Below are 18,628 nucleotides of genomic sequence, written 5' to 3'. Positions count from 1 at the left end.
CTGAAGGCACATGTAGAGCACTGGGATAATGAAGATGAGATTGTTGATTATCTTCAGAAAGTTCTGAATAAAGAGGCATTTGACCATGCAGGACTGATCTATGGTATGGGACATGCGGTCTATACGCTTTCTGATCCTCGTGAAGTGATTCTGAAACGTTTTGCTCAGGCACTGGCTGAGGAGAAAGGAATGACGGAGGAATTTGATCTCTACGACAAAGTTGAAGGAATTGCCGGAAAACTGATTATGGAGCATAGAAAACTGTTCAAAAATGTCTGCGCTAACGTAGACTTCTACAGTGGATTTGTATATAGCATGCTTGGCATTCCGGAAGAGTTGTTTACTCCGATTTTCGCCATCGCACGTATGCCTGGCTGGAGTGCTCACCGTCTGGAAGAGCTGATTAATGCGAATAAGATCATTCGTCCGGCTTATAAGTATGTGGGACATCATACAGATTTTGTTGCTTTTGATGAAAGATAATTTTATATAAGAAATATTACAGGCTGCGGTTGAATCAGCAGCCTGTTTTTATCGCTTGCGGGATTTTGTTTAAAGAATAAGTATTCTTAGAGCAAAATGAACAAAATGCATTTCCGGGGAAGTGATTCTCTCAGAAATGCATTTTGCTTATTTTGACTTATTATTATGGAAGTAAATTATTTAGTCCTGCTTTACATTAAATGCTTTCATTCCAGGATATACTGCGCTTGCGCCGAGTTCTTCTTCGATACGGAGAAGCTGATTGTATTTTGCAACACGTTCAGATCTGCTTGGAGCGCCTGTCTTGATCTGGCAGGTATTCAGTGCTACTGCAAGGTCTGCGATTGTTGTATCTGCTGTCTCACCGGAACGATGAGAGGAAATTGCAGTATAACCTGCTTTATGAGCCATTTTGATTGCTTCCAGTGTCTCAGATACGGAACCGATCTGGTTTAATTTGATCAGGATTGCATTACCTGCGCCAAGCTCAATACCTTTTGCAAGTCTCTCTGTATTTGTAACGAACAGATCATCACCGACAAGCTGTACTTTATCCCCGAGTCTTGCAGTAAGTTTCTGCCATCCTTCCCAGTCTTCCTCATCCAGACCGTCTTCGATAGAAATGATCGGATATTTTTCACATAATTTAGCCCAGTGCTCAATAAGCTCTTCGGCTGTGTATTCTGTTCCAGCCTTCGGAAGTTTGTAGTAGCCTTTGCCTTTCTCACTCTTCCATTCGGAGGAAGCTGCATCCATCGCAATCTTGAAATCTTTGCCTGGCTCATAACCTGCTTTTTTAACTGCTTCAAGGATTGTCTCGATTGCTTCTTCATCAGATTTCAGTGCCGGGGCGAAACCACCTTCATCACCTACAGAAGTAGCAAGTCCGCGTTCTTTCAGGATAGAAGCAAGTGCGTGGAATACTTCTGCACACCATCTTAAGCATTCTTTGAAGGATGGTGCTCCAACTGGCATGATCATAAATTCCTGTACATCCAGACCAGAGGATAATGCATGGCATCCACCGTTTACGATATTCATCATCGGAACCGGAAGACGGTTTCCGGATACACCGCCAAGGAATCGGTACAGCGGAATTTCAAGGGAAGCTGCGGCTGCCCTGCAGCAGGCGATAGATACTGCAAGGATTGCATTTGCTCCCAGTTTGGATTTATCTTTTGTTCCATCCGCTGCAATCATAGCTGCGTCTACAGCGTAGATATCGCTGGCATCGAGACCTTCGATTGCTTCATTGATTGTTGTGTTGATGTTTTCTACTGCTTTCTGTACACCTTTTCCAAGGTAACGAGCTTTATCTCCATCTCTTAATTCCAGAGCTTCAAATTCACCTGTGGAAGCACCGCTTGGAGCTGTTCCTCTTGCAACAGTGCCGTCCATCAGATATACTTCTGCCTCGACTGTCGGATTTCCTCTGGAATCCAGAATTTCTCTTCCTACTACTTTCTCAATTTCTAAGTACATGATAAATCCCCTTTCTGATATTACATTAAACTCCTGGTACATCACTTCTAAAAAGCTGTGTTCATGCAATGCGCGAGATACAAGAATATAGCTGCTTTATAAAGGATGTACCAAAGTACAACAGACCATTGGCTATATGGGCTGTATGTAAATGACTCATATCTGGTAAATGGCTTCAGCATAGCCATAATTTTAATGAAATTGCAGATATGAGTCAATAATCCGAAGATTTCAGCAGTGCATCGGATGGAGTTTTAAATAATTGATTCACGCGAGAGTTTTATTTGGTTAACTCTTGTAATTAGTATAAACTAACTAACATAAAAATACAAGCACCAAATCAGGAAAAAATTGAGAAAGTATTTCTATAAATACTAAGAGTAAAAATTTTAAAATACAACCTAAAATTTAAGTGTTATAATTATAATACAAAAATGGCTTCAACTATTTTTTTAGAATAATTGAAACCATTTTGTAATTACATTATTTATGTGGGCATTTTACATAAGTATTAGTCGAATAAAGTTTGGCATTAGCTAAATATCCACATTTTTCACATCTTTGACATTTATATACATATACAGTACATCCACCAGATCCATTACTACTATGATTATTTAAATATCCATTAACCATACTATGAGTGCATATTGCTCTTGAAACAAATGTATCTTCTGTAATAGAGATTTGTACACCATCATTACCAATGAATATATCATTACATTGTGAAAAGTCTATACTAGATGTATCGATATTATCTGCATTACTATTATCAGCTTCAAATTTAAAATCTGTAAAATCCAAATCATAATTGCTAATACTATCGCTAACACTTATGTCAGAAGACTGCATCGGCTCATATGCCAACACCGTTCCAGCTCCAGCAACAATTGTCAGTGCAGACACAGCCACCATAATCCCTCTCTGTAACAATCCTTTTTTCTTTTCCTTCATCATGTAGTTGATCCTCCTTTTTTAAGATTTTCATGTTCTTTCCGCTTTTCTTTTTATTGCTGAAAAGATTATTTTTCCACATAACCGGATTTTTGTCCGGAGTTGAGGCTTCGTTTACCAGCAGTGTGGCATAGTCTTTGCGGCGTTCCTTTAAGCAGCCCTCTACGGCGGCGCTGTCACTGACTATTTCTGCTGTATCTATGTAAAGGAAAAGTAAAAGGTATGCCACCGGATTCATCCAGTGCAGGCACAAAACCAGAAGGCATAATACTTTTACCAGATTGTCGTGATTTTTCAGATGAGAATGTTCATGCTTATATACCATGTCATATTCTGAATGTAACATAGGGAGAACTCTCTGGAAATACAATTTTCTGACGGAAAAATCCGATTGTACATGGTCCGCAGATTCCATCAGGAATCAGATAATATACTTGGTTATTGCCTGAATCTTCCACTTTATCAAATATATAATTCTGAATAGAATGAGCTCCTCTCCAGAAGCTGATGATTTGATAAATGGCGAAAATAATGATTGCTACCAGCCATATTTTAGATATGATATCAAACCATTGCGGCATCCATATATATTCACCCTGTCTTTCTGGAGTGAAGGACAAAGAACCTGATAAATATAGCTGAGATTCATCTGTGATCAGCATAGATGTTGGAAATACATCTTTTTGGAATCAGATATTTTATCAATTGCACAGGCATCAGATAAAAGAGGATACCCGTTATCAGTAATCTTCTGCCTAAAGTGTAATTGTAATCAGCGCGTTGAATCAGGTACATAAATAAACAGATTACAACGGGGATTGATCCTGCGATGGACATACAGGTCAGTAGTTTCATTAGATATCACGTCATTTCTTCTTAATGTATTCAAGCAAGTAATTTTTCTCTTCTTCTGTAAGTTCCTGCTCAGAAGTGAGAGCGCTGACGAGGATATTTATGTCAGGTACCGGGTATCCGGATACAGGTGTGGAAACAGATGATCTGGATGTCCTTACCTTTAAGGTTTCCTCTTTTTCTTCAGCGATTTCATTTAATTTATCATATAAATATCGATTTCTTAGTCCAAGGATGAACATGGACACCGGATACAGTAAAGATACTACTGTGGCACCAATCATATATAAAGTAAAAGTATGGGTATCGTCTACAGGAGGTTTGCTCATGAAGTTGACAAAAAAGCAAACACCAGAACATATGGTAAATAGAATCCAGCAGACAATTTCTATTTTTCTTTTCATTATTTCGTCTCCAGATTGTAATCTTCTATCAATTTCTTAACTGCATTTAGTGTATCATAACTGCACAAAAGTCACAACCGATTTTTATGAAATTATCAGACTTTTTGACGCCATTCTTCGAGATTTATCGACAAAAAGCTATAAAAAAGTTACAAAAAACCGGACAAAGAATCTTGATACTATCAAAATTCATGTCCGGTTTTGTATAGGAGTTACTGTCTGATGAATCTGGCAATTACCGATTTATTTATGAAGGAATGAAAACAGTCCTTTTTTCTTTTCGTAAGGCTCTGAGGTAATTCCCTTTACTTCATATCCTGTGGCATTAATCGCCGCTTTTAATCTGGCTTCATCTACAGGTGCATCGGTGATAAGAGTGGTTTCGCCTTTGCTGTGGGAAGATGAAACTTTATCTACCTGGAAAGCTTTTCTTACTGCGTCATTGACATGAGATTCGCACATTCCGCACATCATTCCATCTACTTTTACAGTTGTTTTAATCATAATAGAATCCTCCATTTTAATGATTCAGAAAAGTTGGTATTCACTAACAGTGATTATATCACATAAATTCCATTTTTACAATCTCTATGCAAGAGCCTGCGCAAGAGCTTTTTGAACAGCTCCAAGGATTCCTTCAGATGAGAATGTTGCACCACTTGCCGTATCAATTCCATCAGCGGACTGATTTCCCATGATCTGAGGATAAAGTGTTCCCCATGCATAGTCGAAATATTCCGGAGAATCACTGTTGCTCTGTTCAATAGAGGAAATCTGGCCGTTCTGGATAGTTACCGTTACTTCTACTCTTCCACTATAGCCATAACTTGAAGCGGAGTATGTTCCGTCTTTATACGGTCCTTGCGGTTCAGGTGTCGGCTCCGGTGTTTCGTCTGGGGTTGGTGTCGGTTCAGGCGTTTCTGTCGGAGCGGGTGTGTTTTCAGGAGTTGGTGTTACCTCTGGCGTCGGTGTTGCTTCCGGTGTCGGAGTAACGTTCGGAGTTTCTGTTGGAACTGGTGTCGGAGTTACTTTTGCGTTCGTTTTGGCAGCCTGTTTCTGGATATCTTTCATCGCATTTAAGATTCCTTTGGATGAATAGGTCGCACCACTGACAGTGTCGATTCCATCAGCGGACTGATTCTGAATGATTGAATTTTCAAGAACCTCCCATGCCTTCTGGAAAAACTGTGGTGTATCGGTATGCTTTACATCGAGAGATTTGATAATTCCTTTTTTTATCTTAGCAGTCAGGGTTACCGTTCCGCTGTAACCCTGTGCAGTTCCCGTATAAGTACCATCTTTGTATGGAGATTCTTTATCCGGATTTGGTGTTGGAACTGGTTTCTTTGTAGGTTTTGGTGACGGCGTTGGTGTTGGTGTGGCTGTTGTCTGGTTTCCTGATGGAATCGCCTGAGACAATGCGTTCTGGACTGCTGTGATAATTCCATTTGAGGAATAGGTAGCTCCACTCACCGCATCTACGTTTGGTGACTGGCTGGAAATAATTCTGCTGACTACACCCTGTGCATTGGCAAAATAGGAAGCTGTTTCGCTGGAGGCATCCAAAATATTGATTGATGCAATTTTATGATTACTGACAGTTACCTGCACAGTGATCGTTCCCACCGAATCCGGTTCCGGCAGCGGCTGTATAAGTTCCATCCACATATCCGCGTCAGCCGGAACTTGTGTAGTTGGTGTGACAGTACTTCCTGCACCACCTCCGCCGGCAGCGCTGCCATTTGCAGCGGCTCCGGTAGAAGCATTTTTCTTTGTGCCGGTTTTTATCTTACTGGCTTTTTTGGCTTTCTTTGATGTTTTTTTGCTGATGCTTTGCTGCTTTTTGCAGAAGATTCCTGTAAAACTTCGTCGTGGGTATTTCCTGTTGCAATCAGTTCTTTGATATCATCAGTAGACATAATACTATTATTAGAAACTTACAGCGGTTTCTACGGGGCTTTTTTCAGTCTGATAACAGGTCACACAGACTGCTGCAAAAACTGCAGCCGCCGGAAGAAGCTTTAACCAGGGCTTTAAATTATCCTGTTTCTGATTTGTTTCAGGATTCGTATTTTTTTTCTGCTCATTATTCTTGTCCATAAATCCTCTCCTCTTCTTTTATAACATTTCTGGAAAATATAGATAGCAAATTTCCTACTAACAGCATTATGTTAAATTTCAAGACTTATCCCCTCTGTATTTTCCAGAAACGTTATATAATTAAACAGACAAAACTATCCACTTTCACTACGCGACTTCACACTGAATATCTGTCATTTTATGTTTTACAAGGAAAAGAAACCCTGTCCTTTTGACCGGAATACAGGATTTCTTTTCTATGTCTGTGAATCAGTTAATTCTCACACTGAATTAATCCGATTATTTTACAGTTACTTTAAATGTCTTGGATACACCATTGCATGTTACTGTAATCTTAGCAGTACCTTTCTTGATACCTTTTACTGTACCATTGGAAGATACGGTAGCAATTTTCTTATTGCTGGATTTGTATGTGATCTTTCCGGATGGAGTTGCTTTTGCTGCAATCTTAGTTGTCTTTCCAACTTTTACAGATGCTGATGTTTTTGTAAGCTTCAGAGTTGGATTCTTAACTGTTACTGTGCAGGTTGCTTTTACGTTGCCGCATTTAGCTGTGATCACAGCTTTTCCGGCTGCTTTTGCTGTAACTTTACCGGTTGTTTTGTTTACTGTTGCAACTTTTGGGTTGCTGGAAGTAAATGTAACTTTTGATGCATCTGCTCCTGTTACAGTTGCTTTCAGTGTAGTTGTTTTTCCTTTGTAAACAGTAGCTGTTTTCTTGTTGAGAGTGACTGTTACCTTCGTATCAGCTTTAACAAGAGCCTCTACGGCTGTGTTCAGATGAGTTGTAGCTTCATCAACCTCTGCCTGAGTTGGTTTTTCTTTTGCAAGAAGATCTTTTGCTTCCTGAAGCTCTAACTGCATTGCCTTCCAGGAATCTGCTGTGTAATCTGTCTCTTTTAATGCTTCTGCTTTTTCTACTGCTGCTTTTAATGCTGTTGTATCCGCTTCTCCTGCTTCCGGTTTTACAATGTTTGCATCTGTTGCATTAACTTCAAATACAGTATCTGCATATCCCATTGCATATACAGTAACTTTCCATTTTCCGGTTCCGTCTGTTCCTTTTGGAAGCTGGCAACGGTAGGAATCTGTCAGACCAAGCTGGATTCCCATAGCTTTATGCATCCAGTTATCTGCTGCGAATTTTGTTCCGTAAGATGCCAGAACTTTGTCACCATTTCCGTAGTAATCCCATCTTACAGCATACATTTTAGCTCCAAGAGCTCCATATCCGTCACCGGTAATATCTACTCTTAAGAATTCACCGTAGCTTCCGCTTGCTTCTTTTACTGTCGCGGTAACATTGGATGCTGTCTGGAGTGCCTGATCTTTAAGTCCGGAACCAGTACCATTTGTTCTTGCTTTGAATGTGAATGTTCCATCAGAACCTTTTACAGCTTCTTTTAAGCCGTTTGTTTCAGCGGTAACATCAGCAACTGCACTATAAGACTGCAAATTGTTTTCTCCAAATCCTCCGGCAACTGTACTTCCATCTTCCACAACCTTGAACTGTGATTTGAAAGCTTCATAGTCTTCTGCTTTTACTGCGACAGGCACATATTTCAGACCTACTACGTTGTAATGGTCGAATTCTACAACACTTCCGTCAGCTTTTGTGATCTGCCCTCTCTCCGGCTGGTTCAGCTTTACTGTGGTTCCGTCAGTGAGTACCGCATCGTTTGCTGAGGTCCAGTAGGAAATCTCATAAGAACCGCCGTTTTTGTCATACATGATTGCCTCACACTGGTAGCTTCCTCTGTGCAGGCCATGGTTTACAGTAGCTCTGGTTACTGTATCGAAACCGCCTTTGTCAAGTTCATCATGGCTGTCTTTTGTTGCATTGGAAGCTGTATTTGCAGCATTGTAAACTCCCTCAGACGCCCAGTACTGTGCCCATGTCAGACCTGCATAGACATATTTATAGCCTGTTTCTGCTGTTGCAGCGAATTCATCTTCTGCTGCTGTCTGGTCGTCAACAAAAGGTGTTTCCTCATCGCCTGCAAAAGCATCAGCAGTGTCATCTGCTGCATCAAACTCATTTGCCTGTGCTTCAGTCTCCACAGCAACATCAGATGTAAAATCCGCAGCCATAACCGGTAATCCTGAAACCATCATTGCTGCACTTAAAATTGCAGGAGCTGCCATTTTGATTAAATTTCCCTTGCGCATACCTTTAAATCCTCCTGAATATGATTTGATAAATAGTTACTGTTCACAGTAACGATAAATATATTTCCAAACTGTCCGGAAAACTGAAAGTTTTGACAGTTCAGAGATCTTTATATAAGATAAGCCTATTCACTGATGGAATAAGTATCTTTCAGTAATTGAAATCTTTCTTTCATGCCTTCCGTCATCCAGACATGATCAGAATCATCTACGAACAGTCCGTCTGCATTGTATTTCTTTAAAAGTTCCTCTGCTTTCTCTTTTCCCAGTACAAAGCAGGCAGTGGAAAGTCCGTCCGCATTCAGACCATCATCACACACAACCGTCACAGATGTAAGACCACTTCTTGCAGGATATCCTGTAGCAGGATCCAGTATATGATGATATCGGACACCATCTTCTATAAAATATTTTTCGTAATCTCCGGAAGTAGATAAAAATTCAGTACCATTCAGAGTAACTACTCCAAGGTAATCACCTTCTGTATCCCGCGGATCAGTGACAGCTACCTGCCAGGCTGAGCCGTCGGGTTTGCTTCCATAGCTCATAACACTGCTACCGCCAAGATTCAGAATCATGCCTGATACATTCTTATCTGCATCAAGAATCTTCTTTGCTGCATCGCAGCCGATTCCCTTACCTGCCGCACCCAGATCCAAGGTTACTCCTTCCGGCATGGTAACTTTATTTCCATCCAGAGTCACCTTGTCATATCCTACATTTTCAAGCAGGGAATTTAATTTATCATCCGAAGGAATGTGCGGATCCTCTCCGTCAATATCCCACAGGCGGATCACTCTTCCCATAGTAGGATCCATGGCTCCGTCAGAATCCTTCGACAAATCCAGTACCTGTTTTAAACAGGTGGCAGTTTCATCAGATACCGTTGTTGTATTTCCGGCATTTTGATTGATCTGATATATCTGAGAACTTTCTTTTGTCCAAGAGATCCAGTTCTCTTCCACATCTTTTAATGCAGAGATTACGTCTGCTGTGATATCCTCACCAGTTGTGTAAAGAGTCTCTGATACTACAGTGTCCATAGCAAAGTCTGTTTTGGTGTAAGTGTTTATTTCAGAGTTTCCCCATGCAGTCCGGGATGTGCATAAAAGAGATGCCGTAATGAAAAGTCCCAGCACAAAAGAGCGTCTGTTTGTCATATATTTCTGATTCCTTATCCTCTTATTGTTGTTGTTAACTAACTCTATAGACTATATCATTGTACGGATAGTATGTCTACCAATATAGTTAGTTATTACTAATCAAATTTTCTCAATAAGTTAGTAATTGCTAATTTTTATCAATAACAGTGCCTGTGTGAATATTTTTTCTTGGGCAGACTGCAGTGCAGGCGTGACAGCAGATGCATTCCCCTGAATGTGCAGTATCGCCGTCAATATCCAGATGTGCCGGACATCTCTTCTTACAGAGAGTGCACTTCTGCGCACAGTTTGGACGATTACGTTTGAAAAGTGCTCCCGGGATGATCGGCATGATTGCAAATACCGCTCCCATGGGACAAAGAAACTGGCAGAAGAAACGCTCCTGTGTACACATTCCGACCATGATCAGGATCAGCAGAACTGTTCCTGCAATATATGTAGATTTTGGCAGTCTGCCTGTTGTAAGCATGGAGAATACATCCCATGGACTCATTCCCTGTAATTTAGAATAGAATCCTGTTATGCAGGAGAGAAGCAGGAATGTAAGAAGCACATATTTTACTTTCTGTAATCTGTGCACCCATTCCTCCGGATATCCATGTTTTTTCTTTTTTCCAAAGCATTTCGCACGAATAAATGCGGTAAGCTCATACAGAGCATCTCCCAGCGAGCCAAACGCACAGGCATAACCGCAAAAATGACGTCCGAACAGAATGGTAATGATCAACAGCAATGCCGTGATATCCAGAAAGGAGTTCCAGGTTACGCTCTGCTGTCCTCCGATTGCAAGAAAGATAGATTTTACTCCTGCAAATGCAGTAGAAAAAAGAGATGGCGCTGCTATAAAAAATATAAGCTGTATGGCGGCACGGATCAGCCGTACCTTTCGTTGTTTCTTTTTCATGCGTTTTCCGCCTTTGATAATGCGTCATTTACTGCTTCTAAGATACCGGTAGAACTGAAAGTTGCTCCGGAAATGGTGTCAACATCTGTGCTCTGCTCGCTGATGATGCTGTTTATGACATTCTCACCCTGTGACAGATAAGCACTGTCTTCACCCGGTGCACTGACTACACTGACTGCTGTAATGGTATCGTCTTCCAGAGTTACCTGAACAGTGATCGTTCCACCGTATCCTGTTCCTGAACCTTCGAAGGTGCCATTCTTATATACATTGTCAGAGTCATCGGCTTCTTCAGAATCTGCCTGGTCTGTATTTTCCTTATTATCTGTAGAATCCTTTTCGGATTTATTATCAGCTTCTGAAGAGGCATCAGAAGAAGTTTTACTTTCTGCTGCTGTTTTCTGTTCTTCATAAGTTTCCTGTAATGCTGTAAGAATCTGGTCCTGCTGATTCTCCAGACTCTCTACTTTTGCAGTCAGGTCTGCAATATCCTGAGTCTGTTCTTTATCCTTTACTGTTCCATTATAGAAAAATACCGCCATGATGATCAGCAAAAGAGCAATCAGACGCAGATAAAAATTTTGATTATTCACGTTGTTTCCTCTCTTTCATTTTATTTTTGCCGGATATGATATTTGTTTTTGAGCGAAGCAAAACTTAATCACAACTAACTTTGGAAGTATATCATTTTCGTATCCAAAAATCTATATATAATGGCTTTTGCTAATGTTGTTTTTTTCTCATTAAGATGACCCCGGAGTAAAATCCGAGGTCATTTATTGTGTGAGTCATTGATCTGTTATCATTTATTTTACTTTTACTGTAAATACCTTTTTAACTCCGTTGCAGGTTACTGTGATTTTGGCTGTACCTTTTTTCTTTCCTTTTACAATGCCTTTGGAGCTTACTGTTGCAATCTTGGTGTTGCTGGATTTGTAAGTAATCTTTCCGGATGGGGTTGCTTTTGCGGAAATTTTTGTTGTTTTTCCTGCTTTTACAGTCGCTGAAGTTTTTGTAAGTTTCAGTGATGGATTCTTAACTGTTATCTTGCAGGTTACTTTGTATTCTCCGCAGGATGCTGTGATCACTGCTGTTCCTTTTGCTTTAGCAGTTACAACACCGTTGCTGTTTACTGCAGCCACTTTTGTGTTGCTAGATTCCCATGTAATTTTATCGGTAAGGTTTGTTGTAACTTTGAGAGTGGTTTTTGTGCTGCCTTTTGTATATAGAGTCTTGGAAGAAGTATTTAATTCAAATGTATTTTCTACTTCTTTGTAAGTAAAAGTAAGATTATTCTTATATCCCACAGCAGTTATTTCAAATACAGTTGTGTCTGTTACCTGAAGATCTGTGAAGTCTAAAGTTCCATCTTCTTTTACAATGATTTTGCTTCCTTTTCCTGTTGCGGCATATTCTGTATCATCAACTTTTACTTTGCTGATGCTCTTAATGTATGCAGAGAATTCTTCTGCAGTAATGTCTTCTGCTGCAACCAGCTTTGTCTCGTTACTGTCATAGGAAGCCGGCATTTTGTCTGTATTTACTGTAAATTCAGTGACAATAGCTGCGTAGTTTCCGCTGGCATCTGCAATTTCAACCTTGTGTGTTCCCAGTGCAAGAGTTCCAACAGCAAGTTTTCCGTCTGTACAGGAAACCGCAGTTCCGTCTACGGCATACTGTGCCTTGAAATCAGCAGGCAGTGTCTGGTCAAAGGTAACTGCTGCAGATGTGTCTGTATTCATAATATCTGCTACTGTTGCCTTGATTCCTGTAGTTGTCTGTACCTTTACATTCGGAACATCAAAGGTGATCATTCCCTTATCTGTGTAATAAGTAACGCTGTCAATGGTTTTTCCCATGATTGATTTATAATGTGCAGAAGAAACAGGGCATCCGTGAACTTCTGTTGTATATCCGGTTCCCCAGGCAAGCTTGCTTCCGTGCCAGATATTCTCCAGATGACGCAGGCCATAGTTAGTTCCGTCTGTAGTATTTACAGTTACGCCATAAATCTTATCTGTGGTTGTATCGAACAGTGATGAAAAAGTTTCCTTGTCCAGATCCAGTTCATAATCACCGTATTTTGTTTCTGTTTTTAATGTAGCATCAATTGCAACTGTCTTTGTCTGAGCGCCTTTCATTGCTGAGAATGAATAGCTGCCATCTGCATTTACAGTAAGTTCTTTGTAATAAGACGGTGTTTCGCTTAAAATGTAATAAGAATAAGAGGCATTTTCAATCAGGGAATCTTTTCCTGTATAGGTATTGCTGCTTGTCTGTCCTCTGTTTGTCACAGTAATTGTAACAGAGTCAGAATCTGTTACCTGTTTCTGGTCTTTCAGGAGGGAAAGATCACTGACTTTTACAGGGAATGTAACACCTGTTACATCGGTTCCGTTGGGGTCTACATGATAAGCGGAATTTCCGTTCATCATTCCGGAAGTTCTTGATTTATTAAGGGTTGCAGATGTAAAGGCATCCACTTTTACATCATTGTTTTTCAGTTCTGCCTTATAGAAATCATCATATGGGATGTTCATAAGAACATAGGCTTCGCCCTGCTGTGCTTCTGCAGCAAAAGCATCCTGGACATCTTCGGTGGTAAATTCTTCCTGCGCATCCTCGGCGTCAAACTCTTCGGAAACAGAGAAATCTGTACTGTCTGTAAGTACCTCACTGTCTGTAAAATCAGATGCCAGAACTGCATATGGCATGCTGGTCATAGCAACTGCGACACTCATTACAACAGGTGCTATTTTTTTCATAAGCTTTTTGTTTGTCATGGTTTTCTCCTCTTCTAAAATTTTTCTTTTTGCGGAATCACTCTTACCAGAGGGTTAATCAACTTATTAACCAAAGGGATTTTACTTTTACCAAAAGGGAGTGACTTCTGCCAAAGATATTCATATAGTATTGCTATAGGTATGCTGTCAGCAGTAATTATACAAATTAGCTACCACTAACTTATAAAATAGTAACATGTCTGTCTGAAAAAATCCACACTTTTTCACCGGGGATATTCGTCATTTTTTCTCAATAAATGCTTTCAGTAAAAATCAGTATTAGTTATATCTAACTTTTGGTTGCGGGAATATTTTTTCTATGTTAAAATGTCTGAAGAATTCTGAGAATTCCATTTTGGATTTTTTTGAGAGGAGAAAATAGATTTATGAAGCAAAAAACAGCCTGCCTTGGGCTTTTTTCAGCTGTGGCGATCATTCTGGGATATGTGGAATCACTGATTCCGGTTTTTGCGGGGATTCCGGGGATTAAACTTGGACTTGCCAATCTGGGAGTACTTTTTATTTTGAAGAAATATTCATTTAGGGAGGCTGCTCTGGTTTCTGTTGTCCGCATTCTGGTGATCGGATTTATGTTCGGAAATCTGTTCAGTATCATGTACAGTCTGGCAGGCGCTGCGCTTAGTATGACAGTTATGACACTTATGCTGAAAAACACCTCCTTCAGTCTGATCGGTGTCAGCGTTGCAGGAGGTGTTTCTCATAATATCGGTCAGCTGATCATTGCCATGCTGATCGTAAATAATGCAAGTGTATTCGTATATACACCGGCACTGTTAGTGGCAGGTGTGGCTGCAGGTGTAGTGATTGGTGGACTTACAAATGAAATTGTAAAAAGAGTTCATATATAGTTGTATATTTTAACCAAATCAAACAAGTTTCTCCTGATTTGTTATCTGCCAGTCTTGGGTTTTGAACAGGCCCATAAAGCAGGATCAGCGGGGTCTTCGAGAAGAGTTACATCCTTGCCAAGCTTCATCTCATCTTCCATTGCTTCTGCCGTATTCTGAATCGCTTTGCCATGCCCGGTGAGTGCTGCAAAGGGTGCAAACTGGGCAGCCCGGTCATGCAGGGGCATTCTCACATGAGAGGATGATTCAGAATGAGGAAGATTGATAATGTCATCATATTTACGAGAGGAATGATTTGTTATATGGCTGTCAGGGACATATTTATTTTTAAAATCATTGTATTGCTTCTGGGAATCATTTATTGGTTTACTCAAGCTTTGTGACCTCCGATCCTTTGATTTCTGTCGACAGATGTTGCACCCTCTTCAAAATTTGTACCCTTTAATATGGCATTTTTTCCATACTTTTTCTTAATTTCCAGCATTGCATGCTGAAGTTTCTTTTCTTTCTGAAGCTTTGCTTCTTTTTCCTGCTTTTCTTTTTCAATAGCCGCATAATCAGTAAACAAATTTAGCTGCTCGTATGTTTCTTTAGGAACAACATCCTGCTCTTTTTTTACATGATTGGCAGTCAGTGTGATACGGCGGATTAACAACTCCGGATTCATAATGCAGTCATAAAGATTCAATGTACTGTCAATGATTTCGTAAGTTGAGGCGGTAAAACCAGATAGATTCTGAGTTCCGTGAGCATGTTTTGGAATACTTCTTCCGTAGCGGTCAATCGTAATCTCACCTTTGTAGTTCCTGCTGATTGCCGGGTTGGAAAGATTTTCTATATCATATCCTACGGTCAGAATTAACTGATCTGTCACCAGTCCTTTATCTACCAGATCAAGTGCCATCATCTCAGCCATTTCCCGGATGACAATTCTTGCTTTCTCGAATTTATAAGGACATTGAAGTACCTGCCCGGAACAGATACTGTTGTTTTCCGGCTTATAGGATTTGATTTCTGCAATAGTGCAGGGTTCCCAGCCCCAGGCATGGTCAATTAATAATTCTGCATTAATGCCAAAAAGCTTATAGAGTAATTCTTCATTATGATAATCATTTGGCTGCCCAATGGAACATCTGGCCACATCACCCATTGTCTTCATTCCGTTTTCTGCGAGTTTTCTGGCGTATCCACGTCCAACTCTCCAGAAATCAGTAATAGGCTCGTGATCCCATAATAATTGGCGATACTCCATTTCATCCAGCTGTGCAATACGGACTCCGTTCTCATCGGGTTCTACGTGTTTTGCCACAATATCCATGGCTATTTTACAGAGATATAAATTCGTACCGATTCCCGCGGCAGCAGTAAGTCCATGAGTATTCTGGATATCCTGAATGATCTTCTGGGTAAGCTTGCGTGCAGACATCTGATATATTTTCATATAATGTGTGATGTCTATAAAAATCTCATCAATAGAATATACGTGCATATCTTCCGGTGCAAAATATTTCAGATATGTCTGATATATTTTTGTACTGATTTCGATATATCTGGCCATTCTTGGCGGCGCTATATGATATGCTGCTTTCAGAGATGGATTACTTTTTAACTCAGTATCGTCGCATGATTCACCTGGTAAATCTGTGCCCGGGTGCTGATCTCAGACGTTCCTGATTTACTTTTCGGACTTTCTGTATAACTTCAAAAAGCCTTGCTCTTCCCGGAATCCCATAAGCTTTCAGGGACGGGGAAACTGCAAGGCATATTGTTCTTTCTGTACGGCTGGCATCTGCAACGACCAGATTCGTGGTCATAGGATCCAGCCCCATATCTTTGCATTCTACTGACGCATAAAAGGATTTCAGATCTATTGCGACATAAATATGAGATTCCATTTATTTATCCTCATTATAGATTAAAACATATTCTGAAAATATCTGCTTATTCTTTAACAACTATATTATCACAAGTATAAAAATATTTATATATCTAAAAATATCCAATATCTGTTTTAATCTTCTTCTATATGATCGCGTCCCTGATTAATAATTGTTCGTACGTGGTCATCTGCCAGGGAATAAAAAATAGATTTGCCTTCTCTGCGGTTTTTTACCAGTTTGTTCTGCTTCAGAATACGAAGCTGATGAGAAATTGCGGACTGAGTCATATTCAGTACTTTAGCAAGATCGCATACACATACTTCAGCTTCAAATAATACAAACAGAATACGGATTCTGGTGGAATCTCCAAAAACTTTGAATAATTCAGCCAGATCGTAAAGTTGGTTTCTTCCGGTAATGTTTCGTTTACAATTTTTAACAGGTCTTCATGAACCTCACATCCTTCGCAAATTTCATCTTTACGTTCTTCCATTCTTTCACCTGTTCCTTCCTTTATATTATTACAAATGGTTACCGCCCACATTTCAGACAGTAACCATATAGTTGCTTATAAATTTTTGTAACTGTTCAGTATTTTTATGGTTAGCCAGCTGAATAGTTATAATTTTTTCACAAACAATGATCGGATTGCATTTAATACAGCAATGATCATAACACCTACATCTGCAAAGATCGCCATCCACATATTTGCGATACCTAATGCGCCAAGAATCAGGCAGAGAACCTTGATTCCGATGGCAAAATAGATATTCTCGTATACGATACGGATACATTTTCTTGCAATTTTGATAGCCTTTGAAATCTTAAGCGGATCGTCATCCATCAGAACGATGTCGGCAGCTTCAATTGCTGCATCAGATCCAAGCGCCCCCATGGCAATACCGATATCCGCTCTGGATAATACAGGAGCATCATTGATACCGTCACCTACAAATGCGAGTTTCTCTTTCTCTGTTTTCTTTGAGAGAAGTTCTTCTACTTTAGATACCTTGTCCGCCGGGAGAAGTTCGCTGTATACTTCCTGTATTCCAAGATCAGCGGCAACCTGATCTGCAACACGTTTGGAGTCACCTGTAAGCATAACTGTTTTTGTAATACCGGCTTTCTTAAGTTCTGCGATAGCTTCTTTTGCATGAGGTTTTACGATATCGGAAATCAGGATATGTCCTGCATATTTTCCATCAACAGCCATGTGTACAACCGTTCCCACATGGTGGCATTCCTGATAGGAAATACCAAGTCTCTTCATTAATTTTGCATTTCCGGCAGCAATGGAAACACCGTCAACCTTTGCAATCACACCGTTACCACTGATTTCTTCAATATCTGTAACACGATTTCTATCAATTGGTTTTCCATAAGCTTTCTGAAGACTCTTACTGATCGGATGGGAAGAAGAGCATTCTGCAAGTGCTGCATATTCTATCAGTTTTTCATCTGCCATCTCATTATGATGGATGCCGCTTACTTCAAACACACCCTGTGTCATGGTTCCTGTTTTATCAAATACAACATATTTTGTCTGAGCCAGTGTCTCTAAATAATTGGAACCTTTAACCAGAACACCCTGATTGCTGGCACCACCGATTCCTGCGAAGAAGCTTAACGGGATACTGATAACAAGTGCACATGGACAGCTGATTACAAGGAAAGTAAGTGCTCTGTAGATCCAGTCCCCCCACATTGCAGGTTTTCCCATAATCAGCAATACAATTGGAGGAATAATCGCAAGTGCAAGTGCTCCGTAACATACAGCCGGTGTATAGTACTTGGCAAATTTAGAAATAAAATTCTCGGATTTTGATTTTCTGGAGCTTGAATTCTCTACGAGTTCCAGAATCTTGGATACAGTAGATTCACCAAATTCCTTTGTTGTGCGGATTTTTAAAAGACCAGTCATATTGATACATCCACTGATTACTTCATCTCCCACTTTTGCGTTGCGCGGGAGGCTCTCGCCTGTCAGTGCGCTGGTATTTAATGTAGAAGTGCCTTCTGTGATCACACCATCAATCGGTACTTTCTCACCTGGCTGTACAACGATGATCGTTCCAATCTCAACTTCATCCGGATCAACCTGTTCTAACTTACCATCCTGTTCTACGTTCGCATAATCAGGGCGGATATCCATCAGCTCACTGATATTTCTGCGGCTCTTTCCTACCGCATAGCCCTGGAAAAGCTCTCCAATCTGATAGAAAAGCATAACCGCGGTACCCTCTGTATAGTCACCCAGAAGAATAGCGCCTATGGTAGCTACAGCCATCAGAAAGTTCTCATCAAATACCTGTTTATTTCTGATACCTTTTAATGCTTTCTTCAGAATATCATGACCAATGATCAGATATGGAATCATGAAAAGCCCAAATCTCAGGTAAGTTCCAAATTTCTGATGTTCATCTATCGGAAGTCCTGAAAAAACGACCACTAGAATCAGTGATATGATGATTCTGACAAGCATTTTCTTTTGCTTCTTGTTCATATTCTATGTCCTCCCCGTTTTTATGTTGTATCCATTATTTGTATCTATAGCAGTTCTGTAAAAGTTACGGTATTAATCCCGC

Annotated in this window: 17 protein-coding genes and 2 pseudogenes; 2 read left to right on the top strand and 17 right to left on the bottom strand. The window is 40.2% G+C overall.

Translation table 11 applies throughout. The features are described from left to right. Positions 1-483 (top strand): citrate/2-methylcitrate synthase (locus tag AC058W_RS11210; RefSeq protein WP_479390093.1); only part of this gene is annotated, 483 nt, incomplete at its 5' end. Positions 484-663: 180 nt separating this feature from the next. Here AC058W_RS11210 and eno read toward each other — a convergent pair. The 13 genes from eno to AC058W_RS11145 form a co-directional block, all read right to left on the bottom strand. After that, positions 664-1,968, bottom strand: a complete 1,305-nt coding sequence (gene eno, locus AC058W_RS11205; protein ID WP_118246978.1) for a phosphopyruvate hydratase — start codon at positions 1,966-1,968, stop codon at positions 664-666. A 480-nt stretch (positions 1,969-2,448) separates the two neighbouring features. Next, complete coding sequence (locus AC058W_RS11200; RefSeq protein ID WP_479390092.1) at positions 2,449-2,922, bottom strand: hypothetical protein; 474 nt, start codon at positions 2,920-2,922, stop codon at positions 2,449-2,451. After that, on the bottom strand, positions 2,822-3,265 hold the full coding sequence (locus tag AC058W_RS11195; RefSeq protein ID WP_479390091.1) for a M56 family metallopeptidase: 444 nt from the start codon (positions 3,263-3,265) through the stop codon (positions 2,822-2,824). The genes AC058W_RS11200 and AC058W_RS11195 overlap by 101 nt, the downstream gene beginning before the upstream one ends. Further along, on the bottom strand, positions 3,246-3,500 hold the full coding sequence (locus AC058W_RS11190) for a hypothetical protein (protein WP_479390090.1): 255 nt from the start codon (positions 3,498-3,500) through the stop codon (positions 3,246-3,248). Before AC058W_RS11190 ends, AC058W_RS11195 begins: the two co-directional genes overlap by 20 nt. A 285-nt stretch (positions 3,501-3,785) precedes the next feature. Then, positions 3,786-4,175: a hypothetical protein gene (locus AC058W_RS11185; RefSeq protein WP_118246883.1), complete on the bottom strand. Its 390-nt coding sequence runs from the start codon at positions 4,173-4,175 to the stop codon at positions 3,786-3,788. Positions 4,176-4,418: 243 nt separating this feature from the next. Beyond that, positions 4,419-4,679 (bottom strand): heavy-metal-associated domain-containing protein, encoded by a 261-nt coding sequence (locus AC058W_RS11180; protein WP_118246884.1) that lies wholly within the window; start codon positions 4,677-4,679, stop codon positions 4,419-4,421. 84 nt (positions 4,680-4,763) lie between these two features. Next, on the bottom strand, positions 4,764-5,837 hold the full coding sequence (locus AC058W_RS11175) for an FMN-binding protein (RefSeq protein ID WP_479390089.1): 1,074 nt from the start codon (positions 5,835-5,837) through the stop codon (positions 4,764-4,766). A gap of 267 nt (positions 5,838-6,104) precedes the next feature. Next, positions 6,105-6,275 carry a hypothetical protein gene (locus tag AC058W_RS11170; protein WP_479390088.1) on the bottom strand — a complete coding sequence of 57 codons (171 nt, stop codon included), beginning with the start codon at positions 6,273-6,275 and terminating at the stop codon, positions 6,105-6,107. 279 nt (positions 6,276-6,554) lie between these two features. Beyond that, entirely contained in the window at positions 6,555-8,444 is a 1,890-nt protein-coding gene (locus tag AC058W_RS11165) for a penicillin-binding Tp47 domain C-containing protein (protein WP_117674510.1), read from the bottom strand. Positions 8,445-8,569: 125 nt separating this feature from the next. After that, positions 8,570-9,604, bottom strand: a complete 1,035-nt coding sequence (locus AC058W_RS11160) for an FAD:protein FMN transferase (RefSeq protein ID WP_117674511.1) — start codon at positions 9,602-9,604, stop codon at positions 8,570-8,572. Between the two features lie 130 nt (positions 9,605-9,734). Further along, positions 9,735-10,511: a 4Fe-4S binding protein gene (locus AC058W_RS11155; RefSeq protein WP_055199490.1), complete on the bottom strand. Its 777-nt coding sequence runs from the start codon at positions 10,509-10,511 to the stop codon at positions 9,735-9,737. After that, positions 10,508-11,104 (bottom strand): FMN-binding protein, encoded by a 597-nt coding sequence (locus AC058W_RS11150; protein ID WP_117674512.1) that lies wholly within the window; start codon positions 11,102-11,104, stop codon positions 10,508-10,510. Before AC058W_RS11150 ends, AC058W_RS11155 begins: the two co-directional genes overlap by 4 nt. 213 nt (positions 11,105-11,317) lie before the next feature. Then, a complete protein-coding gene (locus AC058W_RS11145) occupies positions 11,318-13,294 on the bottom strand; it encodes an Ig-like domain-containing protein (protein ID WP_118609415.1) in 1,977 nt (658 codons plus the stop codon). A 386-nt stretch (positions 13,295-13,680) separates the two neighbouring features. On the opposite strand from AC058W_RS11145, the gene AC058W_RS11140 reads away from it, so the two are divergent. Next, on the top strand, positions 13,681-14,163 hold the full coding sequence (locus tag AC058W_RS11140) for a Gx transporter family protein (protein ID WP_118609416.1): 483 nt from the start codon (positions 13,681-13,683) through the stop codon (positions 14,161-14,163). 41 nt (positions 14,164-14,204) lie between these two features. Here AC058W_RS11140 and AC058W_RS11135 read toward each other — a convergent pair whose 3' ends face one another. The 4 genes and pseudogenes from AC058W_RS11135 to AC058W_RS11120 form a co-directional block, all read right to left on the bottom strand. Then, a complete protein-coding gene (locus tag AC058W_RS11135; RefSeq protein WP_118609417.1) occupies positions 14,205-14,537 on the bottom strand; it encodes a hypothetical protein in 333 nt (110 codons plus the stop codon). Continuing rightward, positions 14,534-16,058: pseudogene (locus AC058W_RS11130) on the bottom strand (Y-family DNA polymerase). The gene AC058W_RS11135 and the pseudogene AC058W_RS11130 overlap by 4 nt, the downstream one beginning before the upstream one ends. A gap of 116 nt (positions 16,059-16,174) precedes the next feature. Then, a pseudogene (locus tag AC058W_RS11125) lies at positions 16,175-16,536 on the bottom strand (ArsR/SmtB family transcription factor). Between the two features lie 126 nt (positions 16,537-16,662). Then, positions 16,663-18,546 carry a heavy metal translocating P-type ATPase gene (locus AC058W_RS11120; protein ID WP_117674518.1) on the bottom strand — a complete coding sequence of 628 codons (1,884 nt, stop codon included), beginning with the start codon at positions 18,544-18,546 and terminating at the stop codon, positions 16,663-16,665. Positions 18,547-18,628: the final 82 nt, after the last annotated feature.

The sequence above is a fragment of the Blautia sp. CGZ-1-C1 genome (assembly GCF_056504575.1).
This window is presented reverse-complemented; position numbering and strand designations above follow the sequence as displayed.